Here is a 25,747-nt window from a genome sequence, read left to right as displayed (position 1 = left end):
AACGGGATCGGCGCTCAGAAGCCCTGCCGCGGAACGCCGTCCTGGATGGCTGCCCAGACGACTTTGCCGCCGCGGCCGTTGCGGGCGCCCCAGGCAGTAGCCGCGACGTGCACTATGCGCAGGCCGTAGCCCCGCGCGAGCAGTGGCGTCCCGGGCTCGTGGCGCGAGGGGGACAGCAGCCTCGGGAGCCGCGGGTCGCCATCGTGAACTGCCAGGTGCAGCCCCTTCCCGCGACGGGACACCATGACTCCCAGGTGCGTCGCGGCGTGTTCGACGCCGTTGACGACCAGTTCAGACGCCACCGTGACGGCCCGATGTTGCAGCGGCGCCAGGTGCCAGTCGACGCAGGCTCGCGCGACCAGCTCGCGCGCGCGGGCGGGCGAGTGCGGATCGGGCGGCAGCGTCAGCCGCACCCGATCAGGCAGTGGCAGCCCGCCGGACAGAGCCGTACGGGCCTCGGCCATGCTGTTGAACATCGACAGGTATCGGAGCGCCCCGATCCTGCGCAGTCGGGTGGCGAGCACGGCGGCCGGCGGCACGCACAAGACCAGCCGCACGGGTGGCTCCAGGCGATCGGCCGCGCGGTGGGCGGCCAGCCACAGCGGCGCGCTTCGCCCGTCCGGGTCACCGAGGTCACGCAGGTCGACGAGCAGCACGGTCGGGTGCTCGGACAGGCATTTGTGAATCGCGGAACGCAGGCCGGCCGCGAGAGCGACATCCCAGCGGCCGTGAACCGCCAGCTCCAGCGATTCGGTCTCGGCATCGCCGGCGATCTCCACTGGCGACCCGTTCAAGGTGTCGCTCAAGTGTGGCAAGGCCTCGTCCACGACTACCCTCCGGACAACTTGTGCCTTGCCTCGCTTCATGACCCGCAGCGACCGGTCAGGCGGTGCTCAACATCCCCTCGCCATCATGAAGGGCGGCCAGGCCCCAGTCCACTGTGTCACCGGCCGCCCCACCGCAACAGAATCGTGGTCGGAAAATACGAGTTTTCCGAAAAACCTCCTTGATCGTCAGCATTTCTTCGGTCACGACCTCGGGGGTGTCTCGGCGGGGCTTGGAATCTTGGGGGTTGGGGTAATCGGCGGGGAATGCGGAGTCCCCGGAGAGTGGCTGTGGTCGCTCATCAGCGCAAGACCCTCGGCGGCGGCCTCGACGAGCTGCGGCGGCGGATCACCGACGAGGGTGTCGACGAGCTGTTCTGGTACGAGGTGCCGAAGAGCAAGAAGGCGCCCAAGCAGGTGCGACGGGCCCTCGAGGAGAGTCCCGATCTGCTGATCGTCTGGGGCGGCGACGGCATGGTGCAGCGGACCCTCGACACGATCGCCGGCGCCAAGAAGAAGGACCGGAGGGTACCGGTCGGGATCATCCCCGCCGGCACGGCGAACATGCTCGCCGGAAACCTCGGGGTGCCGGACGACCTGGCCGGGGCCGTGCACACCGCCTTTCACGGCCGCGGCCATCAGCTCGATCTCGGCGTTCTCAACGGTGAGCACTTCGCGGTCATGGCCGGCATCGGGTTCGACGGCGCGATGATCCACGATGCGGACGGCGCCTTGAAGGATCGGCTCGGAAAGCTTTCATACGTGTGGACCGGCCTGCGCCACCTCGACGATCCCGCGCCCCGGGCGAAGATCAAGGTGGACGGTGGCGACTGGTTCGACGACGAGGCGACCTGCGTGCTGGTCGGCAACGTCAGCATGATCACCGGTGGCATCACCGCGTTCGACGACGCCAAGCCCGACGATGGCTGGCTGGACGTCGGGGTCGCCACCGCGCGGGGTGCCGCGCAGTGGGCGCGCACGATGGGGAGGATGGCGGTCGGCCGCTCCGCGGATTCGCCGTTCGTGCACATGACGAGGGCTCGCCGGGTCGACGTCAAGCTGCGCGAACCCCTGATGTACGAGCTGGACGGCGGTTCACGCAAGGCGGTGAAGAAGATCCGGGTCGAGGTGGCGCCGGCCGCTGTCAAGATCTGTGTGCCACGGGAGGGATCGGATAGCTGACACTTCCGTCCGTACCTGCAATCGCTTTTTATGGCGTTTTAAGGTTCTCTATCCCCTGGTAACGGGCGAGCGGTGCTCCCAGACTGAGTCCGTCCGGCACCGCTACGCCTCTCCAGGGGGTTCGCATGACGTTCCACCAGAGTTCCGCAGTGAGCGTCGCCACGGTGATCGCCACCGTCGCCGTGATCCTGATCAGCTACCGGGCCGGGCGGGCCCACGCCGCCTGGCGGGATGTGCGCGCGACGAGGCGCGACGTCCCCGCCAAGCGGAAGATCGCCTGGGGCCACACCAGACCCGTGCTCCTGGGCGCCCTGTTCATCGTGGCCACCCTCTTCGCCGCCGCCTTCCAGGCCGGCCGCTGAACCCGACGCGGCGGAGGCCGAGCCGGCGTCGGCGAGCGAGCCGACGCCGGGACACCCCTAAAGCTGCTGCCACCAACCGTCGACGGCGGGCGGGTTGTCGACGTCGACGCGCTCGCCGGGTCGCGGCACGGCCAGCCGCACATCGCGGGCCTTGGCCTCGCTCCACGCCCGGTCCGCAGGCTCCGCCCAGTCGTGCAGCGCCAGGTTGAAGGTCGCCCAGTGCACCGGGATCATCAGCCCGCCCTGGACGTCGACGTGCGTCGCCACCCCGTCCTCGGGCGTCATGTGGATGTCGGGCCACGCGTCGCCGTACGCACCGATCTGCACGAGCGTCGCGTCGAACGGGCCGTGCTCCTCGCCGATCCGCGCGAAGCCGGGGAAGTAACCGGTGTCGCCGGAGTAGAAGACCTTCCGGTTCGGCCCCGCGATCACCCAGGAGGCCCACAGCGTCTCGTCGCGGGAGAAGCCGCGCCCCGAGAAGTGCCGCGCCGGGGTGGCGACGAACTCGACGCCCGCCACGGACGCGCGCTCGTCCCAGTCGAGCTCGACGATGCGGGTCGCCGGCACGCCCCAGCGTTCCAGGTGCGCGCCGATGCCCAGCGGCACCAGGAACGGCACGGCCTGCAGGTCGACCAGGGTGCGGATGGTCTCCATGTCGAGGTGGTCGTAGTGGTCGTGCGAGATCAGCACGGCGTCCAGCGGCGGCAGGTCCCGCAGCGGCACGGGCGGCTCGTGCAGGCGCTTGGGGCCCTGCAGCCGCGACGGGGAACAGCGGTCGCTCCAGAGCGGGTCGATCAGAACCCGGCGGCCCTCGATCTCGATCAGCGCGGACGAGTGCCCGTACCAGGTGACGAAGAGGCCCTCGCCGCCGGTTTCCGGGGTGACCACCGGAATCGGCCCGGCCGGGTATCGACGGTCCCGGTCGGTCAGGGCCGCGGCCAGCAGGCGCGGCATCGACGCGACCGCTACCTCGCTCGCGGGAACCGTGTTACGGAACTTGCCCTCGGCGAACTGCGAGGACCGGCGGAAGCGCTCGGCCCGCTCGCCCGCGGCGCGGGCGCCGATCCTGCGCGAGCCCATCTGCAGGGGGATGTCGCGTGCGGCCCATACCGCGGCCGCGCCCAGCGCGAGGGTGATCCATACCCCTTTGCGCCCTCGACGGCCGTTTGCCTGCTTAGCCATGCGGCTCCTCCGTGTCCGTTGCATCCCGACGGCCAGTCTGACCGGCCGTCGGCCCCTTCCGCCACCGGGCGCGGGTTGCGCAACCAGCATCTCTCGTGTGCCAGACTGCCGCCGTGACGATCAACACTCTCCAGGCTCAGCAGCAGCTCATCGTGCGTCAGCGCGTCCGCATGATGGTCAACCAGTACGAGGTGCACGCCGCGAACCCGGACGGCTCCGAGGGCGGCCTGCTCGCCTTCGCCCAGCAGAAGCGGATGGCGTTCAAGGAGCAGGTGACGATCTACACGGACGACACCAAGACGACCCCGATCCTGGGCTTCAAGGCGCGCCAGGTGATCGACCTGGGCGCCACCTACGACATCACCGACGCGGCGGGCAACCCCATCGGCCTGTTCCGCAAGAGTTTCAAGGAATCGCTGCTGCGATCGACCTGGCGCCTCGAGCAGGCGGGCCACGGCGAGCTGGTCGGCCGGGAGTCGAACCTGGCCGTGGCCATCCTGCGCCGGTTCGTGGACGCGCTGTCCTGGCTGCCCTACCACTTCGAATTCGTGCTGGGTGACCGGCCCGGGTTCTCCGTCGTCAAGAAGTGGGGCCTGCGCGACCGGTACGTCGTCACGATCCACGACCCGCAGCTCGACCGCCGCGTGGTCGTGGCGATGGCGGTCGCGCTCGACGCGTTGCAGGCGCGCTGACCATCGGCCGACGGCCGTGTAATAGCGTCGGGCGCATGGACGATCTCCGCGCCCGGCGCCTGTTCGGCGACAGCCTCGTCGCCCCCGGCGACCTGGCGGCCAGCCCGTTCCGTGTCGACCGGGACCGGATCGTCAGCTCGCCGTTCTTCGCCCGCCTGGGCGGGGTCACCCAGGTGATCAGCCCCGGCGGGGCCGGCCTGATGGTGCACAACCGGCTGACCCACAGCCTCAAGGTCGCCTCGGTCGGCCGGGCGATCGCGGAACGGCTGCTCCGCGATTACGCCGACACGCTCGAGAAGCTCGGCGGCTGCGACCCCGACGTCGTGGAGGCCGCCGCGCTGGCGCACGACCTCGGCCACCCGCCGTTCGGGCATCTCGGCGAGCGGGTGCTCGACAACCTGGCCCGGCAGCGGCTGCGGCTGCGCGACGGCTTCGAGGGCAACGCGCAGTCGTACCGGATCGTGACGAGCACGGAGATCCGGGGCCAGACGACGCTCGGGCTCAACCTGACGGCCGCCACCCGCGCGGCAATTCTGAAATACCCGTGGACCCGGCGTACGCATCCGACGCCGCACCCCCGCCTGCTGGACCCGCCGCCGCGGGGTGCGGCCGCTCCCCCGGACGACCCGGACGGCGGTTCGCTGAAGTTCGGGGCGTACACGACCGAGGTCGAGGACATGCTGCAGGCCCGGCAGCCGTTCGCGGGCCGCGTCGCGGACTGGCAGCAGACGCCGGAGGCCTCGGTGATGGACACCGCCGACGACATCGCGTACGCGATCCACGACCTGGAGGACGTGCACCGCGTCGGCGTGCTCCAGCAGGGCGCGGTGGCCGCCGAGCTGATGGCGTGGCAGCGCACGTCGTTGCGTCAGGTGCCGGACGCGGATCTGGTCGCCCGGCGCCCGGGCAGCTCGATCGAGGCGCTGCGCCGGCAACTGCACCGCAAGGACGGCTGGGTGGCCGACGACGACGCCTTCGCGGCGGCGGTCGAGCAGGTCCGCGCCGAGCTGGTCGACGGCCTGCTCAGCGCGCCGTTCGACGGCTCGTTGGAGGCCGAGGCGCAGGTCGCGGCGTTCTCGGCGACGTGGACCCGGCGCCTGGTGGAGTCGATCGCGGTGACCGAGTCGCCGGCGGTGCGCTCGGGGCACGTGTTGCTGGCCCCGGCGCAGTGGCACGAGGTGCAGGTCCTCAAGTTCGTGCAGAACAGGTTCGTGCTGGCCCGCCCCGACCTGGCGTTGCATCAGCGCGGCCAGGCCCGTCTGCTGAGCTCGCTGGTCGAGGCGCTGCTGGCCTGGCTGGCGGACCCGGACGAGGCCGAGCGGCTGCCGCGCCGGCTGCGCGACCTCGTCGAGCTCGCCGAGCTGGAGCTGCCGGACGGCACCCCGGACGCGCTGACCCGGGCACGGGGCCGCGCGGTGATCGACTTCGTGGCGGCGCTGACCGACAACCAGGCGGTGGCGCTGATGGAGGCGCTCTCCGGCCGTACGCGTCAGCTCTGGACCGACGCCTTCGTCCTCTAGGGTGGGGCGCGTGCTTCCCGAGATCGCCGCCGTCAGATACGTCACCCCGCTGCGCGAGGGCGGCTCGCTGCCGGGCATCGTCGAGGGCGGCAATCTCGGCACGTACGTCGTGAAGTTCCGCGGCGCGGGTCAGGGCCCGAAGGCGCTGGTAGCCGAGGTCGTCTCCGGCGAGCTGGCCCGGCGGCTGGGGCTGCCGGTGCCGGAGCTCGTCGTCGTCGGCCTCGACCCGGTCGTCGCCCGCGCCGAGCCCGACGAGGAGGTCCAGGAGCTCATCAAGGCCAGCGCCGGCGCGAACCTCGGCATGGACTACCTGCCCGGCGCCCTCGGCTACGACCCGGTCGCCCACCCGGTCGACGCGGACCTGGCCTCCCACGTGCTGCTCTTCGACGCGTACGTGGAAAACGTCGACCGCAGCTGGCGCAACCCCAACCTGCTCGTCTGGCACGGCGACCTGTGGCTCATCGACCACGGCGCGACGCTGTACTTCCACCACAACTGGCCGCGGGCCGCCGCCGTGACGCACCGGCCGTACAAGTGGGATGACCATGTGCTGAAGCCGTACGCGACCGCCGTCGCCGACGCGGCCGCGGATCTGGTGCCCCGCCTGACCGCGGAGCTGCTCGACGAGGTGCTGACGCTCGTGCCCGACGAGTGGCTGGCCGAGTTCGACTTCGACTCCGCCGCCGAGGCCCGCCGCGCCTACCGGGACCATCTGCTCGACCGGGCGGCCCGCCCACAGGCGTGGATCCCGGCATGACCCCCTACGAGTACGCCCCCATCCGCGCCGTCCCCCGCGTCGAACGAGGCGAACTGATCAACGTCGGCGTCGTCCTCTACTGCCAGCGTCGCGACTACCTCCAGGCCCGGACGCACCTGCACGAACAGCGCCTCCTCGCCCTGGACCCGCACGCCGACCTGGACGGCATCCGCGCGGCGCTGAAGTCGTGGGAGACCACCTGCGCGGGCGGGGCCGACGGGGGCGCCGCCCGGGAGATGAAGCTGGGTGAGCGCTTCCGCTGGATGGTGGCACCTCGCAGCACGATCCTGCGGGCTGGCCCGGTCCACATGGGACTGACCGAGGACCCGTCAGCGGAACTCGACCGCCTCGTCGCGCTGCTGGTCCACTAGGTTCTTTCGAGAAGGTCGATTTCGGTGACCAGGCCTCGCGGGGAGAAGCTCTCCACCGTCGGTCCCGGGTGCAGGCGGGCGTCATCGGCGTACCAGCGGGCGAGCTTGCGGTCGGCCGCCTCGTCGCCCGAGTCCGCGGCGATGAGCAGCCCCGCCACCTCGTCGATCAGCCCGAGGTCGCCGTCGAGCTCCTCGGACATGGCGCCGTAGAGGTCCCAGAGCAGCAGTTCGTCGCCGTAGCGGTGGGCGGCCTCGTGCAGGACGTAATTGCGGATGAACCAGGCGCCGCGGATCGGGCTGTCCGGGTGCACGCCGTAGCGGTGCGGGTCCAGGTCGCCGCGGCGGTACGCCGTCCATACCCGGGAGGCCGGAACCAGGCCGCCCTCCCGCAGCGGAACGTCCAGCGTGTCGACGCTCAGGCCCCCGGCCGGGTCCAGCTGGGTGTCCGCCGCCCGCCAGCGACCGCCGTCCCACCACTCGGTGACGACGTGGTCGAAGTGGAACTCCTCGTCCAGGTAGTCCGCGAAGCCGATGCGGCTGCGCGCCGGCACGCCGTGCAGCCGCAGGGCGGCCACCGTCAGCAGGGTGTAGTCGCGGCAGCAGCCGACGACGCGGTCCTCGGGTGCCCGGTGCGGGGTGAGCAGGGAGCCGGGAAAGCGGCGCTGGTCGTGCGCGAGGATGCGGTCGAGCCACCGGCTCTCGATCTCCTCGAGGCGCTCCGGCGGGAAGTCGATGCCGGAGCCGCGGTAGTGCACGATCAGGTTGCGGACGGCGGCACCGAGCGCGGGCAGGTCGGCGGGGAGCCCGGCGAGCAGGCCGGCGTATCCCCGGGGGTCGGAGTACGCGGTCTGGCGGGTGTAGTCCATTTCAGTTCCCCTCGATGGGCTGGGCGACGTGGACGAAGGGATCGGTGCCGGCGATGTCGTGCCATCGGTCGAGGTAGATCTCGCGGGATGCCGCGGTGGTGATCAGCGAGCGCTCGGTGACGTACGCGTCGACCGCCGCGTATGCCCGGAGGATCTGGGGATAGCAGCAGTCGTCGCGGGTCACGGTCGCGTACGCCTCGGTGTGCGCCGGCTCGACGCGGATGACGATGTCACCGGCCGGTTCGCAGGGGCCGGTGAACGGCACGCACACCTCGATGGGCGCCTCGTTGTCCGGGGTGACGAAGCCGTGGTAGATCACCCAGTGCTCGGCGGTGCGCAGGGCGCCGCCGGCGTCGAGCTGGGCGGCCACCTGGTCGACGCCACGGCGGATCGCGGCGAGCAGTCCCTGCTGGTCGGTGTCGTAGCGGATCGACGCGACCTTGGTCGCGTCCACGCCGCGGAGGCCGACCGCGTATCCGGGGCCGGGCGGCGCCGGGGCGAGCAGGTGCTCCCGGAACCAGCTCATGGTGCCGCGCCGCACCTGCATGTCCTGTTCCTGCCCGGCCCACCAGCGGTCGAGGCGTTCGGCCGCCTCCTCGTCGGTGCCGGAGAGGACCTCGGCCACCACGCTGAGCGGCATGTCGAGCTGCCGGAGCAGGCTGATCCGGCGGGCACGGGCGAGCTGGTCCGCGGCGTACCGGCGGTAACCACTGACCGGATCCACGTCGGCCGGCGGCAGGAGGCCGGAGACGTCGTAGAGGCGCAGGGCCTTGATCGACAGTCCGGCCCGGCGGCCGAACTCGCCGATCGTGAGGCTGCCGAGATCGCGGGCGTTCATGGCAGCAGTCTGCACCCGGCCCCAGGGGACGGGTAAAGCTCCGTCCGTCAGCGCACGCGCAGTCCCCGGCGCAGTGCCAGCGCGGCCGCGGCGCTGAGCGCGAGGGCGCCGAGGGCCGCGGCGCCCACCGCTGTGCGGCCGTACCGGGCCCGACCGTCCTCGACGCGGGGCCGGCTTCCGAAGACGTTGCCGTCGGTCGGGGACACGGGACGCCGGGAGAGGCCCAGCCGGTGCATCAGCGGTCCGACGAGCGCGTCGTAGACCGGCGGCAGGGCGACGAAGCCGAACTCGACGATCCGGTTGGCGGCGCCCACCGACAGCTGCCGCCGGGGCCGGTCGGCCAGGCGTACGACGCCCGCACCCATCCGTGCCGCGCTGTCGACCGGCGGCGGAGGACGCCCGACGAAACCGGCGTAGTTCGCGGCGCTCGCGTAGATGGGCGTGTCGACGCTGCCCGGCACGAGCTGGCAGACGTGGATGTCCGGGGCGTCGCGGGTCTCCTGACGCAGGGTCCGGGCCAGTGCGCGCAGGCCCCATTTCGCCGTCGCGTAAGCCGACATGGCCGGCGCCGTGATGTGCCCGACCAGCGAGCTGCACAGGATGAGGGTGCCGCGGCCCTGCAACCGGAACACCCGCAGAGCCGCCCGTGCCACGTTGGCCGGGCCGAGCAGGTCGGTGGTGATCACCTGGTCGAAGACGTGCGGCGGCAGGTCCTCGAAGCGTCCGTACGCCATCACGGCCGCGGTGTCGGCCCACACGTCGATGCGCCCGAAGCTGTCCAGTGCGGCCTGGGCGAGGTCGTCGACGTCCGTCCGTACGCTCACGTCGGTCGGGACGACCAGCACGTTGCCGCCGCATTCCGCGGCGACCTTCTCGAGGTCGAGCAGGCCGCGCGCGGCGAGCACGAGCTTGTCACCCCGGGCCGCGAAGGCCAACGCGGCGGCCCGACCGATCCCGCTGGACGCACCCGTCAGCACCACCACCCGTGAACCCATGGCAATGCATTTCCCTCCAGCCGCTGCGCGCTAACGGCACTTCGCGCTTTCTTTTCCGGGCTCAGCGGGGAGACTGTCGGCATGGACCTGCCCGTCAACCCGCCCGTGAAGCCGATGCTCGCCAAGCCGGTCGCCGAAATCCCGCCGGGGCAGCTCTACGAGCCGAAGTGGGACGGCTTCCGCTCGATCATCTTCCGCGACGGCGCCGAGGTGGAGATCGGCAGCCGCAACGAGAAGCCGATGACGCGCTACTTCCCCGAGGTGGTCGAGGCGGTCCTCGCCAACTTCCCGGAGCGGTCGGTCATCGACGGCGAGATCATCGTCGCCGACACCGAGCGCAACATGCTCGACTTCGAGGCCCTGCAGCAGCGCATCCATCCCGCGGCGAGCCGGGTCAAGCTGCTCTCCGAGCAGACGCCCGCCGGATTCGTCGCCTTCGACCTGCTGGCGCTCGGCGACGAGGACCTGACGACGCTTCCGTTCGCGCAGCGGCGGGCACGGCTCGAGGAGTGCCTGGCCGACGCCAAACCGCCGGTCTACGTCACCCCGGCCACCGACGACCTCGACACCGCGCGGCGCTGGTTCGCCCAGTTCGAGGGCGCCGGGCTCGACGGACTCATCGCCAAGGGCAAGGACCTGGGCTACGAGCCGGACAAGCGGGTCATGACCAAGATCAAGCACAAGCGTACGGCGGATTGCGTCGTCGCCGGATACCGGCTGCACAAGTCCGGCGACAACCGCATCGGCTCACTGCTGCTCGGCCTCTTCGACGACCGGGACGTGCTGGTGTCGGTCGGCGTCATCGGCTCCTTCCCGATGAGCGTGCGCGAGGAGCTCTTCGTCGAGCTGCAACACCTGGTCACCACGTTCGAGGGGCATCCGTGGAACTGGGCGGCGCACGCGTCCGGCGAACGCACCCCGCGCAAGAACGAGGTGAGCCGCTGGAACAACGGCAAGGACCTGTCGTTCGTGCCGCTGCGCCCCGAGCGGGTGGTCGAGGTGCGCTACGACTACATGGAGGGCGTGCGCTTCCGACACACCGCCCAGTTCGAGCGGTGGCGCCCGGACCGCGAGCCGCACACGTGCACCTACGAGCAGCTCGAGCGCCCGGTCCGGTTCCACCTGGCGGATGTGCTGACGAGCCGCTGAGCGACTCTGTCAGGGGCACCGCGTAGCCTCGTGCGCGAAACCGCCGCTGAAAGAAAGGCCGCGCACCGTGCCGCGTACCCCCCGTCTGGTCCTGGCCGCGCTGACCGCCGCGGTCGTGGCCACCGCCGGCTGCACGCTGCCGGTCTTCGCCCCGGAGGATTCCGACGGCGCCGCGCCGACCCCGGCCACGGGCAGCAAGGCGCCCCCCGCGGTCCCCGGCACGCTGGCGCAGTGGGCGCCCTGCCCCGAGGTCCCGCAGAAGCTGGTCGGCCGTGCCGCCAAGAACATGACGTATGACTGCGCCTCGGTCGCCGTGCCGCGCGACTGGAGCACGCCGACCGCCGGGCAGACCTACGAAGTGGCGATGGTCCGCATCCGCTCCGGCACCCAGCGCGGCCGGATCGGCTCGCTGTTCATCAACCCGGGCGGCCCCGGCGCCTCCGGCATCGACACCGCCGTCTACCTCTCCTTCGGCCAGGCGCTCGGCGGCCTGCCGACCGAGGTCACCGACCGGTTCGACATCGTCGGCTTCGACCCGCGCGGCGTGAGCCGGTCCAGCCCGGTGACGTGCATCGGCGCCACCGACCAGGACGCGTCGTTCGCCGCCTCACCCGACCCGCGCTCCGACGCCGAGTTCCAGGAGGCCGTGGCGCTCAACAAGCGGGTCGCGGAGGGCTGCGGCCGCAAATACGGCGACCAGCTCGGCAACTTCAGCACCGAACAGGCCGCCCGCGACCTGGACGCCCTGCGGGCGGCGGTGGGCGACGCGAAGACGACCTACCTCGGCTTCTCCTACGGCACGCTGCTCGGCGCGACCTACGCGCAGCTCTTCCCCGACAAGGTCCGCGCGCTCGTCCTCGACGGCGCGGTCAACCCGAAGCAGGACTTCGTCGCCGGCTCCGAGGCCCAGGCCAAGGGCTTCGAGCGCGCCTTCACCAACTTCTCCGCCTGGTGCAAGGCCACCCCGGGCAAGTGCCCGATCGCACCCGACGCCCGCAAGGCGGTCACCGACGCGCTCGCCAAGGCGAAGGCCTCCCCGATCCGAGGCGCCGACGGGCGCGACGCCACCCCGGGGTGGATCTTCGTGGCGGTAATCTCGTCGCTCTACACGGAGTCCGGTTGGCAGCAGCTCGCCAAGGCCGTCGACGACCTCCAGGCCGGCGACGCCGAGGGCATCTTCGACCTCGCCGACCAGTACGCCGACCGCGAACCCGACGGCACCTACTCCAACCTGTTCGACGCCAACCTGACCGTCAACTGCGCGGACACCGACGCCGCCCCCTCGGTCGAGCGGATCCGGCAGCTCCAGGGCGAATGGCGCACCAAGTACCCGCTGTTCGGCACGGCCTTGGCGATGGGCATGCTGCCGTGCGTCTACTGGCCCGGCAAGCGCGACCCGTACCCGGCCGGAGCGGCCACCGGCGCCCCGCCCATCGTCGTCGTCGGCACCACCGGTGACCCGGCCACGCCGTATGAGAACACCGCGGAACTCGCCCGGATGCTCGGCACCGGCCGCGTGCTGACCTGGGAGGGCGAGGGCCACACCGCCTATCCGAGCACTCCGTGCATCGTCGACGCGGTGGACCGCTATCTCATCGACCTGGCGGTTCCGAAGGAGGGGCTGCGCTGCCCGGCGAAGTGATCCCCTGACGCTCCGCCAGCTCCTCCAGGAGCTGGCGGACCCGGCGCAGGTTCTCCTTGAGCTCCTCCTGCTCCTCGTGCTTGAAGGCATCGTGGTCCACGATGAGCTTGCTGGCGAAGTGCGCGGTGATCAGCGGCACGACGAGGAGCACCATGATGGAGATGAGCAGCCCCGCCATCATGCGCCCCTCCAGCGACTTGGGCGCTTCGTCGCCGTAACCGACGGTCGACGCGGTGACAACGGCCCACCAGAGCGCGTCGCCGAAGGACTCGGACGGCTCGAAGACCGGGTAGAGCAGCGCGCAGACGAGGATGAGCATCAGGTACGACAGGATCAGCGTCCGAGGCGAGTTCGCCAGCCAGACGAGCCCCCGGTAGATCTGCCGCAACGGCAGGAGCAGCAACCGCATGGCGCCATCGTGCCCCGCACCGGCCGCCGTCCGGCTCAGCCCGACGGGCGTGTCACGATGGCCGGGTGGCCGACCTGATCTTCCGTACCGCGACACGCGCGGACCTCCCCGTGATCCTGCACCTGCTCGCCGACGACAACATCGCCCGCACCCGCGAATCGGCGCCGACTTCCCCCGCCGCTGGCGGTGATGTGGTCGAGGAGGCGGTGGACGCGGCGTACTGGTCGGCCTTCGAGGCGATCGACGCCGACCCCCGCAACGACCTGATCGTCGCGGAAACCGGCGGCGAGATCGTCGGCACCTGCCAACTGACCTTCACCCCGTCGCTGAGCCGCCGCGGCACCGAACGCATGACGATCGAAGCGGTCCGCATCCGCGACGACCAACGCGGGCGCGGCCTCGGACGCCGGATGATGGAGTGGTCGCTGGACCGGGCCCGCGAACGCGGCTGCCGCCTGGCACAGCTCACCACGGACAAGCGCCGCACGGACGCGCACCGGTTCTACGCGTCGCTGGGCTTCGAAGCTACCCACGAAGGATTCAAGATCGCCCTTTGAGGTCGCGTCCGCTATGGCGGATGTCAGGTGGCTTCGGGCGGCCGGGCGTACCGTTCCATGGCCGCCTTGCCGGTGCTGGCTTCCTGGAACGCAAGCGTCCACGGGCCGGTGTTCGTCTCGCCATCCTTACCGAAGCCGACCCACTTACCGGCCATGCGCAGGCCGGTGGCGTCGGCCTGCATCTGGATGGCGCCGTGGTAGCGGGCGCCACGGTAGTAGCCCTCTGCGCCGGTGGTCTCCGACCACGTGCCGGTAACCACGCTGCCCTCGACGGTGAGGTCCATGGTCAGCAGGGAGTCGGCCGAGCCGGGGATGCCGCGCACCGTGAGCCGATCGTCATGCTGCAGCAGCACGATGTGATGCCGAGCCGAGAAATGCTGGTCACGGCTGCTGGAGTAGTACTGGTACTCGCTGAGCCAGATGCCGGTGTAGGTGCCGACCGCGCGGCGCGAAGCGGTCGCGGCGGCGGGCATGCCCACTACTCGGACCTCAAGGTCATGTCCGCCGCGGCCATCCTCGACGACCATGGTGTCAGCGTCGGCCGGAAATCCGAGCGAGGCGATCGGCAGCCGGGTGACGACCTCGAGCGCGCGGGCGCTGGCCGGCCGCGGGTTGGCGATCTCGCCGCTCTCGTAGCGCTGGATAGTGCGCTTGGTGGTGCTGGGCGCACCGGCCTGCCGCATCCGCTCGGCCAGCTCGTCCTGGCTGAGCCGCAGCGACAGGCGAGCCGCCCGTAGCGCGGTGTTGGGCCGGTGATCGTTCTGCATGGCGACAAAGGTAGCCCGAACGTCGCCGCAATGTCGCCTCATAAGTCGCCCGAACGTCACCTCGCGCGTCGTCGCGGATGACGACGTATCGGCGACATCCTGTGAGCGGAGGCGGCGGCTAGGGCCGCGAATGACTGTGGCCGTCGCCTTCCTTCCACCGCGTCGGAAGGGAGCCGCCATGCGCACCGAGCACGTGGCCGAGCGGCCGTCCTGGGACTGCGCCGTCTGTGGTGCGCCATGGCCATGCGGACCGGCGCGCCTGCGGCTGCGTTCCACGATGGGTCCGACTCCTCTGGCGATCTTCCTTTGGTCGTGCTTCGAGGAGGCCGTCGGCGACCTGCCGCACCTCGGCGGCGCGGAAGCGATCAAGCGCTTCCTGACCTGGACGCGCGGCCAGGTGTGCGCCCGGCACTAACCTTCCCAGTTCGCGGCGTTCTTTCGGCTGGGTTGGACCCTTGGCGGCTCGCCCGGCATCTTTGGATGGTCGGGCGGGTACGGCAGGTCCCCGGCGCCGGCCTTTTCGTCGCGCTCGGACCATTCGAGCAGTGGCGTGATGTCGTAGGCGACGTCGTCGATTGCCGCGTGCGGGTCTCCGATTTCGGCGAAGCGCTTCGGCAGGGTCCGCAGGTCGAAGTCGTCCGGCTCCACGTCACTCAGCTCCGCCCAGGTGACCGGGGCCGACGCCGTCGCCCGGGCGTTGGCTCGCAGCGAGTAGGCGCAGGCGATGGTGCGGTCGCGCGCCATCTGGTTGTAGTCGATGAAGACGCGGTTGCCGCGCTCCTCCTTCCACCAGGAGGTGGTGATCCGGTCGGCGCTGCGTCGCTCTACCTCTCGGGCGAGGGCGATCGCCGCGCGGCGTACCTGCACGAACGACCACTTCGGCTGGATGCGGACGTAGACGTGCACGCCCCGGCCGCCGGAGGTCTTCGGATAGCCGGTCCATCCGAGCTCGTCCAGCACCTCGTGCACGACCCCGGCGGCCGCCACCACGTCGGCGAAGCCGAGGCCGGGTTGCGGGTCCAGGTCCATGCGCAGCTCGTCGGGGTTGTCGGGGGCGTCGCCGCGCACCGGCCACGGGTGGAAGACGATGGTGCCCATCTGCGCGGCCCAGGCCACGTGGGCGAGGTCGGCGGGGCAGAGCTCGTCGGCCGTTCGGCCGCTGGGGAAGGAGATGGTCGCCGTCCGCACCCAGGGTGGGACGCCCCTGGTTGGAATGCGCTTCTGAAAGAAGGCCTCACCCTCGATGCCGTCCGGGAAACGCTGCAGGGTCGTGGGCCGGTGCCGCAGGGCGCGCATGATGCCGTCGCCGACCGCCAGGTAGTACTCGAACACGTCGCGCTTGGTGTAGCCCTTGCCGGGGAAGCAGACCTTGTCGGGGCTGCTCAGCCGCACGGGATGACCCGCGACCTCGACCTCGACGGCGGGTGACCGGGAAGCTGCCATGCGACGACCTTATGCGCAGACGGCGACGGCCGTCCCCTCCGTGGAGGGAACGGCCGTGGCGAACCGGGTCAGGCGTTGCGGCGACGCCGGCTGTAGAAGACGGCGCCGGCGCCGGCGGCCACCATCAGGACGCCGATCGCGATGGTGAGGCCCATCGGCGCGCCGGTCAGCGGGAGGGTGCCGCCCGCGCTGACGCCACCCGGGCTGCTCTGGCTCGGGGTGGGGGTGGCCGGCGCCGAGGTCGAGGGGCTCTCGCCGCCCGGCGGGACGGTGTCGACGCTGGCGGTCGGGGTGGCCGGGGTCGTGGTGGGCGGGGTGGTGCTCGGGCTCTCGCCGCCGTACCCGTTGGAGTTACCCCGGGTCGGGCCGGTGGTGGTGGCGGCGGCGCCCGGCGTGCTGCCGTACCCGTAGCCGCAGTCCTCGTCGCGCTGCCCCTCGGCGCAGGGGGTGGTCATCACGGCGGGGTGCGGGGCGCGGGCCGCGGCCTCGTCAACCGTCGCCGCGGCGGGCGCCCCTAGTGCGAGGGCGGCGAGGACGGTGACGCCGGCCACGGGGAGTACCGCGGCCAGTCGGCGCGTCAAACTCATGAGGAGCATCCGTTCTGTAGCTTTAAGTCCGTCTCGGTCCGCAGGAGTTTAGCGCCTTACGCCCGTTTTGCACGTAACGCCCCCCTTTGTCAGGACGGAACTCCCCCGATCCTGTGGCTGCGCCAGAGATGTGACAGCGCGAAGACCTTCGACTCGAACTGCGGATCCGCCGCGAACAACTCCCCGCTGTACGGCGCCCGCAACTGCACGCTCGCCCCCGACTCCAGATAGACGGAGACGACCGTACGGGCACCCCGCCGCTCGGCACGCAGATCCACGACCCGGCTCCACGGCTCCACCCCGGCGCCGAAGGGCGTGACCGTGCGGATGCCGTCGCGCCCGATCTCCGTGCCCAGCCGCGGCCGCAGCAGCGCGGCCCCCACCGCCCCCGCCACCGGCGGCCCACCCGCCAGCCACGGCCATGCCCACCCCGGCGGGCCGTCCGCGACGACGGCCGCGATCACCGCGACGACGACGAGCAGGCAGGACAGGAGCACCCCCACATAGAGACCGCGGCCGAGGGCCTGCGGCCAGGTGGGTCGGAATCGCGCAGCATCCATACCGGGCTCAACGGCCGGGGGTACGCCCGCGCGCCGCACTGACGGTGCGCCGCGACGTACGGTGGGAGCCATGGCACCTGACGAGACCACCCTGCCCACGACCGAGGACGAGTGGCGAATCCGCCTGAGCCCGGACGAATTCCGCGTCCTGCGTCAGGCCGGCACCGAGGCACCCTGGTCCGGCGAGTACGTGAACACCAAGGACGAGGGCATGTACCGCTGCCGCGCCTGCGGCGCCGAGCTCTACCCGAGCGACACCAAGTTCGACTCCCACTGCGGCTGGCCCTCGTTCGACGACGCCGTTCCGGGCGCCATCAAGGAGATCGAGGACAGCAGCCACGGCATGGTCCGCACGGAGATCCGCTGTGCCCGCTGCGACAGCCACCTCGGCCACGTCTTCAAGGGCGAGATGATGACCGCCAAGAACACCCGCCACTGCGTCAACAGCCTGTCGATCACCCTCGACCGGGCCAAGCCCTAATCGACGGCCCGACGGAGTTCTTCGACCACGAAGCGTGTGCCGTTGTCCGCCACGTGCGAGTCACCGACGGCGGCGAGACGCCACTGCGGACCCAGCTCGGGCGCGAACGTGTCGCCGTCGACGTCAAGGTCGATGCGGGTACGCACGATGTGGCCGGCATGCGGCAGCAGCGCGGTGTAGACCGACTGACCGCCCATCACCCAGAACTCGTCGTGAGCGGCGAGCAGGTCCGCCACCGAGGCGACCACCGTCGCGCCGGGGGCGGTCCAGCCGGGCTGCCGGGTCAGCACCACGTTGCGCCGTCCGGGCAGGGGACGGACGCGTTCCGGCAGCGAGTCCCAGGTCGTGCGCCCCATCACGACGGTCGCGCCCATCGTGAAGTCCTTGAAGATCTTCTGCTCGCCGGGCACCCGCCACGGGATGTCGCCGTTCGCGCCGATCACGCCGCCGCGCGCCTCGGCCCAGATCATGTGGATCGTCATACCGCGACCGGGGCCCGCAGCGCCGGGTGGTGCTCGTATCCGACCACCGTCAGGTCCTCGTACTTGTAGTCGAAGAGGGACGGTGCGGGGGCGAGTTCCAGCCTCGGGAGTTCGTACGCCTCGCGGGAGAGCTGCTCGCGCACCTGGACGACGTGGTTGTTGTAGACGTGGCAGTCGCCACCCACCCAGATGAAGTCGCCCGGCTCGAGGCCGACCTGCGCCGCGATCATGTGTGTCAGCAGGGCGTAGCTCGCGATGTTGAACGGTACGCCGAGGAACATGTCGGCGCTGCGCTGGTAGAGCTGGCAGGAGAGCTTGCCGTCGGCGACGTAGAACTGGAACATCGCGTGGCACGGCGCCAGCGCCATCTCCGGCAGCTGGGAGACGTTCCAGGCGGAGACGATCATCCGGCGCGAGTCCGGGTCGCGGCGCAGCGTGGCGAGCAGGTCGGTGATCTGGTCGGCGTGGCCGCCGTCCGGGGTCGGCCAGGAGCGCCACTGTTTGCCGTAGACGGGGCCGAGCTCGCCCTCGGCGTCGGCCCATTCGTCCCAGATGGTCACGCCGTGCTCGCGCAGCCACTGGACGTTGCTGTCACCGCGCAGGAACCAGAGCAGCTCGACGGCGACCGACTTGAAGTGCACGCGCTTGGTCGTGATCAGCGGGAAGCCGCGGGACAGGTCGTAGCGCAGCCGTTCGCCGAAGAGGCTGACCGTGCCGGTGCCGGTGCGGTCCCTCTTCGGGGTGCCGCTCTCGAGGACCCGGCGCAGCAACTGTTCGTACTGGGTGTCGGCCATGGCCGACACGGTAACGCGTCCCGCCGCCCGGGACGGCGACCGCCCCGGGCGAGGTGGGACACACGTCGGGTCAGGCTGACCAGGACTCGCTCATCGCGGAGATCTGCTGATTGAGCTGGGCGAGGTCGCGATTGGGCTCCTCGGAGTCCACGGGCTTCTCGGCCTTGAAACCGAGCGGAGTGCCGAGTTCCTTCCACCGGTCGAACAGGATGTGCTGGGTCAGAACGTCCTTGACATCATCGTGGGCGGCCTTGAGCTCATGCACGGCGTTCTCGTACCGCTCCACCTTTTTCAGCAGGTCAGACTCGCAAATGGTCATGTCCGCACAGTAGCCAGAAATGAAGCTTCTTCGGGTTGATATCGGCAAAGCCGGGCGAACCCCCGCTCATCAGGCTAAAGGTCAAACTCGCCGTCTTTGGCACCACCGACGAAGGCGTCCCACTCAGCGGGCGTGAAGAAGAGGACGTCGCCGTCGGGTCGGCGGGAGTCGCGGACCGCCACCCCACCCTCGAGCAGCGCGACCTCGACCGCGGCTTCCTCGGACGTGTCACTGCGGCGCCACACGGCGCCGCTCAGGTCCAACTCGAACTTGTTCGCCACGGCGGCAAGTCTGCCACCACAGGCGGACGTGGGGCCACGGCGTGACCCCACGATCCGGTGACCATCGCCCGGTCAGTCCCTGAGCTTGCCGGCGATCGTCACGATCCGCTGCGCCAGGTGGTCGAGCGCGGCGTACTCGACCTCGCTGAGCGGTGCGTTGTTGGAGCCGCCGGTGACGTGCGAGACGCCGTACGGATTGCCGTCGTTGAACTTCAGCGCGTCCGTGTAGCCGGGCGCCACCACCACGCCGCCGAAGTGGTAGATCGTGTTGTAGAGCGCCAGCAGCGTCGACTCCTGGCCGCCGTGCGCGGTCATCGACGCGGTGAAGCCGGCGTACGCCTTGTTGGCGAGCAGACCCTGCTGCCACTGCGGGCCGAGCGTGTCGATGAACTGCTTGAGCTGGCTGGCGACGTTGCCATAGCGGGTGGGTGTGCCGAACAGCACCGCGTCCGCCCAGACCATGTCGTCCGCCGCCGCCTTGGGCTCGTCCTTGGTGTTGTCGAAGTGCTGGCTCCAGGCCGCGTTCGAGGCGATCGCCTCCCGCGGCGCGAGCTCCGGCACCTGACGCAGGCGCACCTCGGCGCCCGCCTTCTCGCCCGCCTGCGCCAGCCGCTCCGCCATTTCGTGAATGTTGCCCGTGGCCGAGTAGTAGATGACGGCCAGTTTGACGTTCGTCACGAGAGCTCTCCTTTAGTTACTTGCGGTGTCAACTAAAGGTAGGGCGTTCCCGGAGTCCTCGGGCGGAAACGTCAGAGAAGCAACTCGCTGCCGTGCGGACCCACGGCGTCGGCGTGCTCGTCGTCCATCCACACCCCGTCGCTGGCGAGATAGCGGAAGCGGTAGTGGCCGGGCTCGAGGCTCACCGTCACGGTCCGGGTGCCGTCGCGCCGGATCTTCAGCTCGTGCTGCCCGGGCTCCCAGCCGTTGAACGTGCCGACCACGCTGACGGTGCCGACCGGGGTGTCCCTGGGCAGGCAGAACGTCACTCGCGTCTTGTTGCCGAACAGCTTGCTCCGCTTGATCATTCGTCTCCCTGGAATACCGCGCTCCAGTTGAGCCAACGACCAAGGACGCTAGTGGTGACGCATAAGATTCGCCGGTGCGTGAATCCCGCGAAGAGATCCGGGTGGCGTCGTTGCGCGACCTCGACGCCACCACCCTGTACGCGATCCTCAAGCTGCGCGTCGACGTGTTCGTCGTCGAGCAGCAATGCCCGTACCCGGAGCTCGACGGGCGCGACGACGAGCCCGGGACCCGGCACGTCTGGCTGAGCCGTGACGACGAGATCCTCGCCTACCTGCGGATCCTCGACAACGACGGCACCGCGCGGATCGGCCGGGTCGTGACCGCGGCGAGCGCGCGCAAGGGTGGCCACGCGAGCCGACTCATGGCGCACGCGCTCACCGTCGTCGGCGACCGGTCCGCCACTCTCGAATCGCAGGCGCACCTGACCGGCTTCTACGGCCGCTTCGACTTCGAGGTGGCGGGAGCGGAGTACCTCGAGGCGGGAATCGCCCACGTACCCATGGTCAGGGCAGCGCGGCGACGATCTCCGTGACCGAGCGCCGGCGGCCGGTGTAGAACGGCACTTCCTCGCGGACGTGCCGGCGTGCGCCGGAAGCGCGCAGGTCACGCATCAGGTCGACGATGCGGTGCAGCTCGTCGGCCTCGAACGCGAGCATCCACTCGTAGTCGCCGAGCGCGAACGACGCGACCGTGTTCGCCCGCACGTCCGGGTAGCCGCGCGCCATCTTGCCGTGCTCGGAGAGCATCGCGCGACGCTCGTCGTCGGGCAGCAGATACCACTCGTACGACCGCACGAACGGGTACACGCAGATGTACGGCCGCGGCTGCTCGTCGGCCAGGAAGGCCGGCAGGTGGCTCTTGTTGAACTCGGCCGGACGGTGCAACGCCATCTGCGACCACACCGGCGTCAGGTGCCGACCCAGAGCCGTACGCCGGAACAGCCCGTACGCCTCCTGCAACGCGTCGGACGAGCTGGAATGCCACCAGACCATCACGTCGGCGTCGGCGCGCAGCCCCGCGACGTCGTACACGCCCCGCACCGTGACGTCCTTGCCGGCGAGCTGCTCGAACAGCGAGTCCACCTCGCCGGCCAGGTCGTCGCGCAGCGCCGGCAGCGGCGTCGTGGCGCGGAAGACCGACCACATGGTGTAGCGGATCGTGGCGTTCAGCTCGTTGATCCGGGCGGCGTTCGTCTGCGCCTCGCTCATCGCTCCTCCAGGTGTTTCAGGACGTCGTCGGCGGCACTCTCGCCGCTGGCCACACAGGCCGGAATTCCCACGCCGTCGAACGCGGCGCCGGCCAGCGCGAGGCCGGGGCGGGCGCTCAGCGCGGCCCGGGCCCGCGCGACCCGGTCAAGGTGTCCGGGGGCGTACTGGGGCAGCCCGCCGCCCCAGCGCTGCACCCACGATGTCACCGGTGGCGGCAGCTCCCCGCCGGCCAGGCGGCCCAGCTCGGCGTGCGCGGCGGCGGTGAGCACGGAGTCATCGTGCTGCAACCGCTCCTCCTCCCCGGCCCGGCCGAGCGAGGCTCGCACGATCACCGGGCCGTCCGCGCGGCCGAGGTGCGGCCACTTGCGCGTGAAGAACGTGGCCGCCTTGACGAGGGTTCCCTCGGTCGGCGGCACGAGGAAACCGGAGAGCTCCGGCAGGGGCGTGCCGGGCGGCAGGGCGAACGCGGCCAGGGCCACGCTGGCGTAGCGAAGCTGGTCGACCGCGGCCGCCGCCGACGGGTCGACCCCGGCGAGCATGCGGGACGCGGGGCTGGCGGGCACCGCCAGCACGACCGCGTCGACGTCGTCGGTCTGCGGTGCGGGCACCGGACCGAGCAGGAGCCGCCACCCGTGCCTCGTGCGGGTCAGCTCGCGCACCGGCAGGCCCAGGCTGATCCGGGCGCCGGCGGCGGTGGCCGCGGCGGCGATCAGGTGGCTCATCCCGCCGTCGACGGCGGCGAAGACGGGCCGGCCGGGCACGCGCACGGAGGCGGCCTGGGCAGCCCGGACGGCCGCGGCCAGGGTGTGCTCGACGCGGGCGGTCCGCGCCAGCGCCGGCATGGTGGCGGCCAGGGACAGCTGGTCGGCGCGGCCCGCGTACACCCCGCCGAGCATCGGGTCGACGAGCCGGTCGGCGATCTCGTCGCCGTACCGGGCACGGACCAGCGCACCGACCGTGATGTCCTCGCCCGCGGCGAGCAACGGGCGGCCCTCGTCGCGGTCGGCGTCCGCGGCCGGCCGCGCGAGCTCGCCGAGCAGGCTCACATCCCCGGGTACGCCCACGAGCGTCCCGCCGGGCACCCGCTCCAGGCGGCCGCCGATCGCCAGCGCGGCGGGTATCGCGGCGGGATGCACGAGCGAGTCGCCCAGCCCCAGGCGCCGCACGAACCGCACCGCCGCCGAGTCGCCGCCCTCCGGCGCGTTCGCGAGAAAGGACTCGGCGCCGCGCTCGACCGTCGTGCCCGCGAGCTCGCCGGTGCGCAGCTTGCCGCCGAGGCGGCCGGACTGCTCGTACACGATGATGTCGGTGTCGGCGGGCGCCCGGTCCCGGATGCGCACCGCGGCGGCCAGCCCGGCTATCCCGCCGCCGACGATCGCCACCCGCTTCCGCACGCTCACCACACTGTCAGGTCTCGCGCTCCCCGAGGAAATCGGGGTCGCGCTATGTGATCCCGTTCGGGGAAACGCCGCCGGGCACCGGCCGCACGTGCCTAACCTGGCGCCGTGGACTATCAGGTGGCAGTGACTGTCGAGCAACTGGCCGAGTGGTACGTGCGACTCAAGGGACTCGCCGACGCCCACCACGGGCATCCGACCGCCGACCGGCTCAAAGACCTCGCCCAGGAGGTCTACGAGTCGGTGCCGTCGGAGTGGTGGGCCACGCAGCCGGAGCCGCTCAGGAACTGACCTTGTGGACCAGCTCCACGAGGCGGGTCAGCACATCCGGATCGGTCTCGGGCATGACGCCGTGGCCCAGGTTGAACACGTGTCCGAGGGCCGCGCGGCCCTCGGCGAGGACCCGACGCGCCTCGCGCTCGACGGCCTCCCACGGCGCGAAGAGCACGGCCGGGTCGAGGTTGCCCTGCACCGAGCGGTCCGGTCCGACGATTCCGACCGCCGTGTCGAGCGGCGTACGCCAGTCGACGCCGACCACGTCCGCGCCGGCCTCGCCCATCGCGTGCAGCAGCACGGCGGTGCCGACGCCGAAGTGGATGCGGGGCACGCCGGCGTCGGCCAGGCCCGCGAGCACCCTCGCCGAGTGCGGCATGACGTATTCGCGGTAGTCGGCCTCGGAGAGCGCACCCGCCCAGGAATCGAAGAGCTGGATGGCGCTGACCCCCGCCTCGACCTGGACGCGCAGGAACGCCAGGGTGATGTCGGCGAGGGCGGAGCACAGCTGGTGCCAGAGCGCCGGGTCGCCGTACATCATGGCCTTGGTCTTCAGGTAGGTCCGTGAGGGACCGCCCTCGATGAGGTAGCTGGCCAGGGTGAAGGGCGCCCCGGCGAAGCCGATCAGCGGGGTGGAACCGAGCTCGGGAAGCAGCAGGCGGATCGCCTCCGCCACGTAGGAGACGGCACCGGGCTCCAACGGCCGCAGCCGCTCCACGTCGGCGCGGGTGCGGATCGGCGCGGCCACCACCGGGCCGGTGCCGGCGACGATGTCCAGGTCGATCCCGGCCGCGGCGAGCGGCACCACGATGTCGCTGAAGAGGATGGCCGCGTCGACCCCGTGCCGGCGCACCGGCTGCAGGGTGATCTCGGTGACCAGATCCGGTCGGCGGCACGACTCGAGCATGCCGACACCCTCCCGGATCTTGCGGTACTCGGGCAGGGACCGGCCCGCCTGACGCATGAACCAGACAGGGGTGTGCGGCACGTCCAGGCCGCGGCAGGCGCGCACGAAGGCGGAATCCGCAGATGAGTTGGTCACCCACGCCATCGTGCCACGTGAGTGAACCGGGCCGTGCGGCGCGCCGCTCGCGGACGGAAGGCAGTGATCGGCATAGGCTTCGTCCATGGCGCCCTCCCCCGTTGCACCCGAGGCGTTCACCCGCGCGGTAGCCGGGCTCCGGGCGTCCGCACCACGCGAGGAGATCCTGCTCGAGGAGATCAGCGCGCCCCAGCGACTGGCACCGTACGGCTTCGCGCTCAGCGCGACGGTGCTGCGCGACGGCGACGAGGTGGCCAGCGGCCGGCTGATCCTGCTGCACGACCCGGCCGGGCACGACGCGTGGCAGGGCGACCTGCGCCTGGTCACGCTGATCACCGCGGAGCTGGAGTCGGACCTCGCCGACGACCCGCTGCTGCCCGCCGTGGCCTGGACGTGGCTGACCGACGGCCTCGAACTGCACCGGGCGGACTACACCGCGATCGGCGGCACGATCACCCAGACGACCTCGACCCGCTTCGGCGAGCTCGCCGGCCCGGCGCCGACCGCCGACCTGGAGATCCGCGCCTCCTGGACGCCCACCTCCGACGACCTCGGCTCCCACCTCCAAGGCTGGTGCACCATGCTCGCCTCCACCGCGGGCCTCCCCCCACCAGGAGTAACAGCTTTCAACCGGGAACGGGCTTCCACTTAACAGATCTTGAAGGTCTCGCAGGCTGTCTTGATGGGTACGGCGAGGCCGATGCCCTCGGCGTCCCGGGCCTTGGCGGTGGCGACGCCGATGACCTCGTCGGCCGCGTTGACGACCGGTCCGCCGGAGTTGCCCGGGTTGATCGGGGCGTCGAACTGGAGCGTCGGCCCGTCGCCGGCGCGGAAGGCGCTCACCACGCCGGTCGTCACAGTGTCCTCCAGCCCGAGCGGCGCGCCCACCACGACCACCTGCTGGCCCGGCTTGACCGGCTCCGGCGCCGTCGCGAGCCCGGCGATCTGGCGGTTCGCGCGCAGCAGGGCCAGGTCCTCGCCCTCGCTGACCTTGACGATCGTCGCGGAGACCTCGTCCTTGCCGCGTTCGAGGAACACCTTGCGGCCGCCCGACTTCCACACCGACTCGACCACGTGGAAGTTCGTCAGCAGGTTCGACTTGCCGCCGCCGGCCTCGTCGCCGACCGAGAACGCCGTACCCGTGAAGTCGCCGGCCCGCACCCGGAACACGCTCGGCAGCACCGACGAGGAGATCGCCTCGGGGTCGAAGACCCCGGCGAGCCGCTTCTCGAGCCGGTCGGCGCGCTCGGTGAGCTCGGATTCGCGCTGCTGCGCCGCGGCGAGCCGATCGTTGATCCGGCTGTCGGCCCGATCGAGCCGCCACGCCATGAACCCGGCACCGCCGAGCAGCACCACCGCCACCAGGATCGGCCCGAGGCGGCTCCGGCGGCGCACCTCGGCCGGCTCGGCCACGACCGGATAGGGCGCCCCGCCGGCGGGAGAGGCCAGGAAGGGCCCGGTCTCGCCGCGGGCCGGGCGCGGATGTCCCACCCGCGGCGGCGCCGGGCGCCGGGACGCGGTCGCCCACTCGCCGGACGGGTGGTCGGGCAGGCTCAGCAGCGGGTCCTGCGGCGGCCGGCGCTGGCCCGGCACCCCGGACTGGCCCGGCACCCCGAAGGGGTCGTAGGCGGTGGTCATGTGAGTCCGGATCTCCGATCGTGAGGCTCCAGGGGTTGATACGCACGGAACCGGCCCCGCGGACGGGTCCCGGGCCATCCGTTTTCCGCGATCAAGTGGATCG

Annotated in this window: 34 protein-coding genes; 14 read left to right on the top strand and 20 right to left on the bottom strand. The window is 71.3% G+C overall.

The genetic code is table 11. The features are described 5' to 3' along the window. Positions 1 to 14 precede the first annotated feature (14 nt). The gene (locus AB0M36_RS01170; RefSeq protein ID WP_364150527.1) at positions 15 to 806 is read right to left on the bottom strand and encodes an ATP-binding protein; all 792 of its coding nucleotides are present in this window, start codon (positions 804 to 806) and stop codon (positions 15 to 17) included. A gap of 309 nt (positions 807 to 1,115) precedes the next feature. Between AB0M36_RS01170 and AB0M36_RS01165 the strand changes: the two genes are divergently transcribed. Together AB0M36_RS01165 and AB0M36_RS01160 are read left to right on the top strand one after the other, a co-directional pair. Continuing rightward, a complete protein-coding gene (locus AB0M36_RS01165) occupies positions 1,116 to 2,006 on the top strand; it encodes a YegS/Rv2252/BmrU family lipid kinase (protein ID WP_364150524.1) in 891 nt (296 codons plus the stop codon). 149 nt (positions 2,007 to 2,155) lie between these two features. Then, entirely contained in the window at positions 2,156 to 2,368 is a 213-nt protein-coding gene (locus AB0M36_RS01160; protein ID WP_364150521.1) for a hypothetical protein, read from the top strand. 57 nt (positions 2,369 to 2,425) lie between these two features. Here AB0M36_RS01160 and AB0M36_RS01155 read toward each other — a convergent pair whose 3' ends face one another. Continuing rightward, positions 2,426 to 3,550 carry an MBL fold metallo-hydrolase gene (locus AB0M36_RS01155; protein WP_364150519.1) on the bottom strand — a complete coding sequence of 375 codons (1,125 nt, stop codon included), beginning with the start codon at positions 3,548 to 3,550 and terminating at the stop codon, positions 2,426 to 2,428. A 113-nt stretch (positions 3,551 to 3,663) separates the two neighbouring features. Between AB0M36_RS01155 and AB0M36_RS01150 the strand changes: the two genes are divergently transcribed. Genes AB0M36_RS01150 through AB0M36_RS01135 form a run of 4 tightly spaced genes read left to right on the top strand, consistent with a single transcriptional unit; the run spans position 3,664 to position 6,890 of the window. Then, positions 3,664 to 4,242, top strand: coding sequence for a hypothetical protein (locus AB0M36_RS01150; RefSeq protein ID WP_364150516.1), 579 nt, complete (start codon positions 3,664 to 3,666; stop codon positions 4,240 to 4,242). A 35-nt stretch (positions 4,243 to 4,277) separates the two neighbouring features. Continuing rightward, entirely contained in the window at positions 4,278 to 5,762 is a 1,485-nt protein-coding gene (dgt, locus tag AB0M36_RS01145) for a dGTP triphosphohydrolase (protein ID WP_364150514.1), read from the top strand. Positions 5,763 to 5,772: 10 nt separating this feature from the next. After that, a complete protein-coding gene (locus AB0M36_RS01140; protein WP_364150511.1) occupies positions 5,773 to 6,519 on the top strand; it encodes a HipA family kinase in 747 nt (248 codons plus the stop codon). Next, the gene (locus AB0M36_RS01135; RefSeq protein WP_364150508.1) at positions 6,516 to 6,890 is read left to right on the top strand and encodes a DUF3037 domain-containing protein; all 375 of its coding nucleotides are present in this window, start codon (positions 6,516 to 6,518) and stop codon (positions 6,888 to 6,890) included. The genes AB0M36_RS01140 and AB0M36_RS01135 overlap by 4 nt, the downstream gene beginning before the upstream one ends. Here AB0M36_RS01135 and AB0M36_RS01130 read toward each other — a convergent pair. Genes AB0M36_RS01130 through AB0M36_RS01120 form a run of 3 tightly spaced genes read right to left on the bottom strand, consistent with a single transcriptional unit; the run spans position 6,887 to position 9,589 of the window. Further along, positions 6,887 to 7,756 (bottom strand): transglutaminase domain-containing protein, encoded by an 870-nt coding sequence (locus AB0M36_RS01130; protein WP_364150505.1) that lies wholly within the window; start codon positions 7,754 to 7,756, stop codon positions 6,887 to 6,889. The two genes, AB0M36_RS01135 and AB0M36_RS01130, sit on opposite strands and share 4 nt — an antisense overlap. A gap of 1 nt (position 7,757) precedes the next feature. Continuing rightward, positions 7,758 to 8,594 carry a MerR family transcriptional regulator gene (locus AB0M36_RS01125; RefSeq protein ID WP_364150502.1) on the bottom strand — a complete coding sequence of 279 codons (837 nt, stop codon included), beginning with the start codon at positions 8,592 to 8,594 and terminating at the stop codon, positions 7,758 to 7,760. Between the two features lie 47 nt (positions 8,595 to 8,641). Further along, entirely contained in the window at positions 8,642 to 9,589 is a 948-nt protein-coding gene (locus AB0M36_RS01120) for an SDR family NAD(P)-dependent oxidoreductase (protein WP_364150500.1), read from the bottom strand. Positions 9,590 to 9,670: 81 nt separating this feature from the next. On the opposite strand from AB0M36_RS01120, the gene AB0M36_RS01115 reads away from it, so the two are divergent. Continuing rightward, the gene (locus AB0M36_RS01115) at positions 9,671 to 10,738 is read left to right on the top strand and encodes an ATP-dependent DNA ligase (RefSeq protein ID WP_364150497.1); all 1,068 of its coding nucleotides are present in this window, start codon (positions 9,671 to 9,673) and stop codon (positions 10,736 to 10,738) included. Positions 10,739 to 10,805: 67 nt separating this feature from the next. After that, positions 10,806 to 12,380, top strand: coding sequence for an alpha/beta hydrolase (locus AB0M36_RS01110; RefSeq protein ID WP_364150494.1), 1,575 nt, complete (start codon positions 10,806 to 10,808; stop codon positions 12,378 to 12,380). Here AB0M36_RS01110 and AB0M36_RS01105 read toward each other — a convergent pair. Continuing rightward, on the bottom strand, positions 12,331 to 12,789 hold the full coding sequence (locus AB0M36_RS01105) for a potassium channel family protein (RefSeq protein ID WP_364150492.1): 459 nt from the start codon (positions 12,787 to 12,789) through the stop codon (positions 12,331 to 12,333). The genes AB0M36_RS01110 and AB0M36_RS01105 overlap by 50 nt on opposite strands. A 65-nt stretch (positions 12,790 to 12,854) precedes the next feature. On the opposite strand from AB0M36_RS01105, the gene AB0M36_RS01100 reads away from it, so the two are divergent. Next, on the top strand, positions 12,855 to 13,346 hold the full coding sequence (locus AB0M36_RS01100) for a GNAT family N-acetyltransferase (RefSeq protein WP_364150489.1): 492 nt from the start codon (positions 12,855 to 12,857) through the stop codon (positions 13,344 to 13,346). Between the two features lie 23 nt (positions 13,347 to 13,369). Here the strand turns inward: AB0M36_RS01100 and AB0M36_RS01095 are convergent, their stop codons facing one another. Next, on the bottom strand, positions 13,370 to 14,113 hold the full coding sequence (locus tag AB0M36_RS01095) for a helix-turn-helix transcriptional regulator (protein WP_364150486.1): 744 nt from the start codon (positions 14,111 to 14,113) through the stop codon (positions 13,370 to 13,372). 178 nt (positions 14,114 to 14,291) lie between these two features. On the opposite strand from AB0M36_RS01095, the gene AB0M36_RS01090 reads away from it, so the two are divergent. After that, on the top strand, positions 14,292 to 14,528 hold the full coding sequence (locus tag AB0M36_RS01090; RefSeq protein WP_364150483.1) for a hypothetical protein: 237 nt from the start codon (positions 14,292 to 14,294) through the stop codon (positions 14,526 to 14,528). On the opposite strand, the gene ligD is transcribed toward AB0M36_RS01090, so the two are convergent. The 3 genes from ligD to AB0M36_RS01075 form a co-directional block, all read right to left on the bottom strand. Next, positions 14,525 to 15,556 carry a non-homologous end-joining DNA ligase gene (gene ligD / locus AB0M36_RS01085; RefSeq protein WP_364150480.1) on the bottom strand — a complete coding sequence of 344 codons (1,032 nt, stop codon included), beginning with the start codon at positions 15,554 to 15,556 and terminating at the stop codon, positions 14,525 to 14,527. The genes AB0M36_RS01090 and ligD overlap by 4 nt on opposite strands. A 68-nt stretch (positions 15,557 to 15,624) precedes the next feature. Then, the gene (locus AB0M36_RS01080; RefSeq protein ID WP_364150477.1) at positions 15,625 to 16,143 is read right to left on the bottom strand and encodes an LPXTG cell wall anchor domain-containing protein; all 519 of its coding nucleotides are present in this window, start codon (positions 16,141 to 16,143) and stop codon (positions 15,625 to 15,627) included. Between the two features lie 89 nt (positions 16,144 to 16,232). After that, the gene (locus AB0M36_RS01075) at positions 16,233 to 16,703 is read right to left on the bottom strand and encodes a hypothetical protein (RefSeq protein WP_364150474.1); all 471 of its coding nucleotides are present in this window, start codon (positions 16,701 to 16,703) and stop codon (positions 16,233 to 16,235) included. 70 nt (positions 16,704 to 16,773) lie between these two features. On the opposite strand from AB0M36_RS01075, the gene msrB reads away from it, so the two are divergent. Next, on the top strand, positions 16,774 to 17,184 hold the full coding sequence (gene msrB / locus AB0M36_RS01070; protein ID WP_364150471.1) for a peptide-methionine (R)-S-oxide reductase MsrB: 411 nt from the start codon (positions 16,774 to 16,776) through the stop codon (positions 17,182 to 17,184). On the opposite strand, the gene AB0M36_RS01065 is transcribed toward msrB, so the two are convergent. The 6 genes from AB0M36_RS01065 to AB0M36_RS01040 all read right to left on the bottom strand — a co-directional run bounded on the left by AB0M36_RS01065 (position 17,181) and on the right by AB0M36_RS01040 (position 20,085). Continuing rightward, positions 17,181 to 17,666 (bottom strand): dihydrofolate reductase, encoded by a 486-nt coding sequence (locus AB0M36_RS01065; protein ID WP_364150469.1) that lies wholly within the window; start codon positions 17,664 to 17,666, stop codon positions 17,181 to 17,183. The genes msrB and AB0M36_RS01065 overlap by 4 nt on opposite strands. Next, positions 17,663 to 18,460 carry a thymidylate synthase gene (locus AB0M36_RS01060; protein ID WP_364150467.1) on the bottom strand — a complete coding sequence of 266 codons (798 nt, stop codon included), beginning with the start codon at positions 18,458 to 18,460 and terminating at the stop codon, positions 17,663 to 17,665. The genes AB0M36_RS01065 and AB0M36_RS01060 overlap by 4 nt, the downstream gene beginning before the upstream one ends. A 70-nt stretch (positions 18,461 to 18,530) precedes the next feature. Further along, positions 18,531 to 18,779 (bottom strand): hypothetical protein, encoded by a 249-nt coding sequence (locus AB0M36_RS01055; RefSeq protein ID WP_364150465.1) that lies wholly within the window; start codon positions 18,777 to 18,779, stop codon positions 18,531 to 18,533. 74 nt (positions 18,780 to 18,853) lie between these two features. Next, entirely contained in the window at positions 18,854 to 19,060 is a 207-nt protein-coding gene (locus AB0M36_RS01050) for a DUF397 domain-containing protein (protein WP_364150462.1), read from the bottom strand. 72 nt (positions 19,061 to 19,132) lie between these two features. Continuing rightward, entirely contained in the window at positions 19,133 to 19,738 is a 606-nt protein-coding gene (gene wrbA, locus AB0M36_RS01045) for an NAD(P)H:quinone oxidoreductase (protein ID WP_364150459.1), read from the bottom strand. Between the two features lie 71 nt (positions 19,739 to 19,809). Next, positions 19,810 to 20,085 (bottom strand): isoamylase early set domain-containing protein, encoded by a 276-nt coding sequence (locus AB0M36_RS01040; protein WP_364150457.1) that lies wholly within the window; start codon positions 20,083 to 20,085, stop codon positions 19,810 to 19,812. Positions 20,086 to 20,159: 74 nt separating this feature from the next. On the opposite strand from AB0M36_RS01040, the gene AB0M36_RS01035 reads away from it, so the two are divergent. After that, the gene (locus AB0M36_RS01035; protein WP_364150455.1) at positions 20,160 to 20,618 is read left to right on the top strand and encodes a GNAT family N-acetyltransferase; all 459 of its coding nucleotides are present in this window, start codon (positions 20,160 to 20,162) and stop codon (positions 20,616 to 20,618) included. Here the strand turns inward: AB0M36_RS01035 and hemQ are convergent. Then, positions 20,590 to 21,294: a hydrogen peroxide-dependent heme synthase gene (hemQ, locus tag AB0M36_RS01030; protein ID WP_364150453.1), complete on the bottom strand. Its 705-nt coding sequence runs from the start codon at positions 21,292 to 21,294 to the stop codon at positions 20,590 to 20,592. The genes AB0M36_RS01035 and hemQ overlap by 29 nt on opposite strands. Next, complete coding sequence (locus AB0M36_RS01025) at positions 21,291 to 22,694, bottom strand: FAD-dependent oxidoreductase (protein WP_364150451.1); 1,404 nt, start codon at positions 22,692 to 22,694, stop codon at positions 21,291 to 21,293. Before AB0M36_RS01025 ends, hemQ begins: the two co-directional genes overlap by 4 nt. A 105-nt stretch (positions 22,695 to 22,799) precedes the next feature. On the opposite strand from AB0M36_RS01025, the gene AB0M36_RS01020 reads away from it, so the two are divergent. After that, positions 22,800 to 22,982 carry a hypothetical protein gene (locus tag AB0M36_RS01020; RefSeq protein WP_364150448.1) on the top strand — a complete coding sequence of 61 codons (183 nt, stop codon included), beginning with the start codon at positions 22,800 to 22,802 and terminating at the stop codon, positions 22,980 to 22,982. Here the strand turns inward: AB0M36_RS01020 and hemE are convergent. After that, on the bottom strand, positions 22,972 to 24,006 hold the full coding sequence (gene hemE, locus AB0M36_RS01015) for a uroporphyrinogen decarboxylase (protein WP_364150446.1): 1,035 nt from the start codon (positions 24,004 to 24,006) through the stop codon (positions 22,972 to 22,974). The two genes, AB0M36_RS01020 and hemE, sit on opposite strands and share 11 nt — an antisense overlap. Before the next feature lie 85 nt (positions 24,007 to 24,091). On the opposite strand from hemE, the gene AB0M36_RS01010 reads away from it, so the two are divergent. Beyond that, complete coding sequence (locus tag AB0M36_RS01010; protein ID WP_364150444.1) at positions 24,092 to 24,658, top strand: DUF3000 domain-containing protein; 567 nt, start codon at positions 24,092 to 24,094, stop codon at positions 24,656 to 24,658. Here AB0M36_RS01010 and AB0M36_RS01005 read toward each other — a convergent pair. Then, positions 24,655 to 25,644 carry a S1C family serine protease gene (locus AB0M36_RS01005; protein WP_364150441.1) on the bottom strand — a complete coding sequence of 330 codons (990 nt, stop codon included), beginning with the start codon at positions 25,642 to 25,644 and terminating at the stop codon, positions 24,655 to 24,657. The two genes, AB0M36_RS01010 and AB0M36_RS01005, sit on opposite strands and share 4 nt — an antisense overlap. Between the last annotated feature and the right edge of the window lie 103 nt (positions 25,645 to 25,747).

Origin of the sequence: Actinoplanes sp. NPDC051346 (assembly GCF_040682215.1) — a bacterium.
Taxonomy (GTDB): domain Bacteria; phylum Actinomycetota; class Actinomycetes; order Mycobacteriales; family Micromonosporaceae; genus Actinoplanes.
The sequence above is the reverse complement of the archived record's forward strand: the minus strand, read 5'-3'. Positions and strand labels throughout refer to the sequence as shown.

What these genes read in the sequence shown, in the direction of transcription:
- ligD (WP_364150480.1), bottom strand. Translation starts at nt 15,556, where the DNA reads ATGGCAGCTTCCCGGTCACCCGCCGTCGAGGTCGAGGTCGCGGGTCAT.
- AB0M36_RS01055 (WP_364150465.1), bottom strand. Translation starts at nt 18,779, where the DNA reads ATGACCATTTGCGAGTCTGACCTGCTGAAAAAGGTGGAGCGGTACGAG.
- AB0M36_RS01005 (WP_364150441.1), bottom strand. Translation starts at nt 25,644, where the DNA reads ATGACCACCGCCTACGACCCCTTCGGGGTGCCGGGCCAGTCCGGGGTG.
- msrB (WP_364150471.1), top strand. Translation starts at nt 16,774, where the DNA reads ATGGCACCTGACGAGACCACCCTGCCCACGACCGAGGACGAGTGGCGA.
- hemQ (WP_364150453.1), bottom strand. Translation starts at nt 21,294, where the DNA reads ATGAGCGAGGCGCAGACGAACGCCGCCCGGATCAACGAGCTGAACGCC.
- AB0M36_RS01135 (WP_364150508.1), top strand. Translation starts at nt 6,516, where the DNA reads ATGACCCCCTACGAGTACGCCCCCATCCGCGCCGTCCCCCGCGTCGAA.
- AB0M36_RS01040 (WP_364150457.1), bottom strand. Translation starts at nt 20,085, where the DNA reads ATGATCAAGCGGAGCAAGCTGTTCGGCAACAAGACGCGAGTGACGTTC.
- AB0M36_RS01120 (WP_364150500.1), bottom strand. Translation starts at nt 9,589, where the DNA reads ATGGGTTCACGGGTGGTGGTGCTGACGGGTGCGTCCAGCGGGATCGGT.
- AB0M36_RS01065 (WP_364150469.1), bottom strand. Translation starts at nt 17,666, where the DNA reads ATGACGATCCACATGATCTGGGCCGAGGCGCGCGGCGGCGTGATCGGC.
- AB0M36_RS01130 (WP_364150505.1), bottom strand. Translation starts at nt 7,756, where the DNA reads ATGGACTACACCCGCCAGACCGCGTACTCCGACCCCCGGGGATACGCC.
- AB0M36_RS01105 (WP_364150492.1), bottom strand. Translation starts at nt 12,789, where the DNA reads ATGCGGTTGCTGCTCCTGCCGTTGCGGCAGATCTACCGGGGGCTCGTC.
- AB0M36_RS01075 (WP_364150474.1), bottom strand. Translation starts at nt 16,703, where the DNA reads ATGGATGCTGCGCGATTCCGACCCACCTGGCCGCAGGCCCTCGGCCGC.
- AB0M36_RS01060 (WP_364150467.1), bottom strand. Translation starts at nt 18,460, where the DNA reads ATGGCCGACACCCAGTACGAACAGTTGCTGCGCCGGGTCCTCGAGAGC.
- AB0M36_RS01125 (WP_364150502.1), bottom strand. Translation starts at nt 8,594, where the DNA reads ATGAACGCCCGCGATCTCGGCAGCCTCACGATCGGCGAGTTCGGCCGC.
- AB0M36_RS01095 (WP_364150486.1), bottom strand. Translation starts at nt 14,113, where the DNA reads ATGCAGAACGATCACCGGCCCAACACCGCGCTACGGGCGGCTCGCCTG.
- AB0M36_RS01155 (WP_364150519.1), bottom strand. Translation starts at nt 3,550, where the DNA reads ATGGCTAAGCAGGCAAACGGCCGTCGAGGGCGCAAAGGGGTATGGATC.
- AB0M36_RS01010 (WP_364150444.1), top strand. Translation starts at nt 24,092, where the DNA reads ATGGCGCCCTCCCCCGTTGCACCCGAGGCGTTCACCCGCGCGGTAGCC.
- AB0M36_RS01080 (WP_364150477.1), bottom strand. Translation starts at nt 16,143, where the DNA reads ATGAGTTTGACGCGCCGACTGGCCGCGGTACTCCCCGTGGCCGGCGTC.
- AB0M36_RS01090 (WP_364150483.1), top strand. Translation starts at nt 14,292, where the DNA reads ATGCGCACCGAGCACGTGGCCGAGCGGCCGTCCTGGGACTGCGCCGTC.
- dgt (WP_364150514.1), top strand. Translation starts at nt 4,278, where the DNA reads ATGGACGATCTCCGCGCCCGGCGCCTGTTCGGCGACAGCCTCGTCGCC.
- AB0M36_RS01115 (WP_364150497.1), top strand. Translation starts at nt 9,671, where the DNA reads ATGGACCTGCCCGTCAACCCGCCCGTGAAGCCGATGCTCGCCAAGCCG.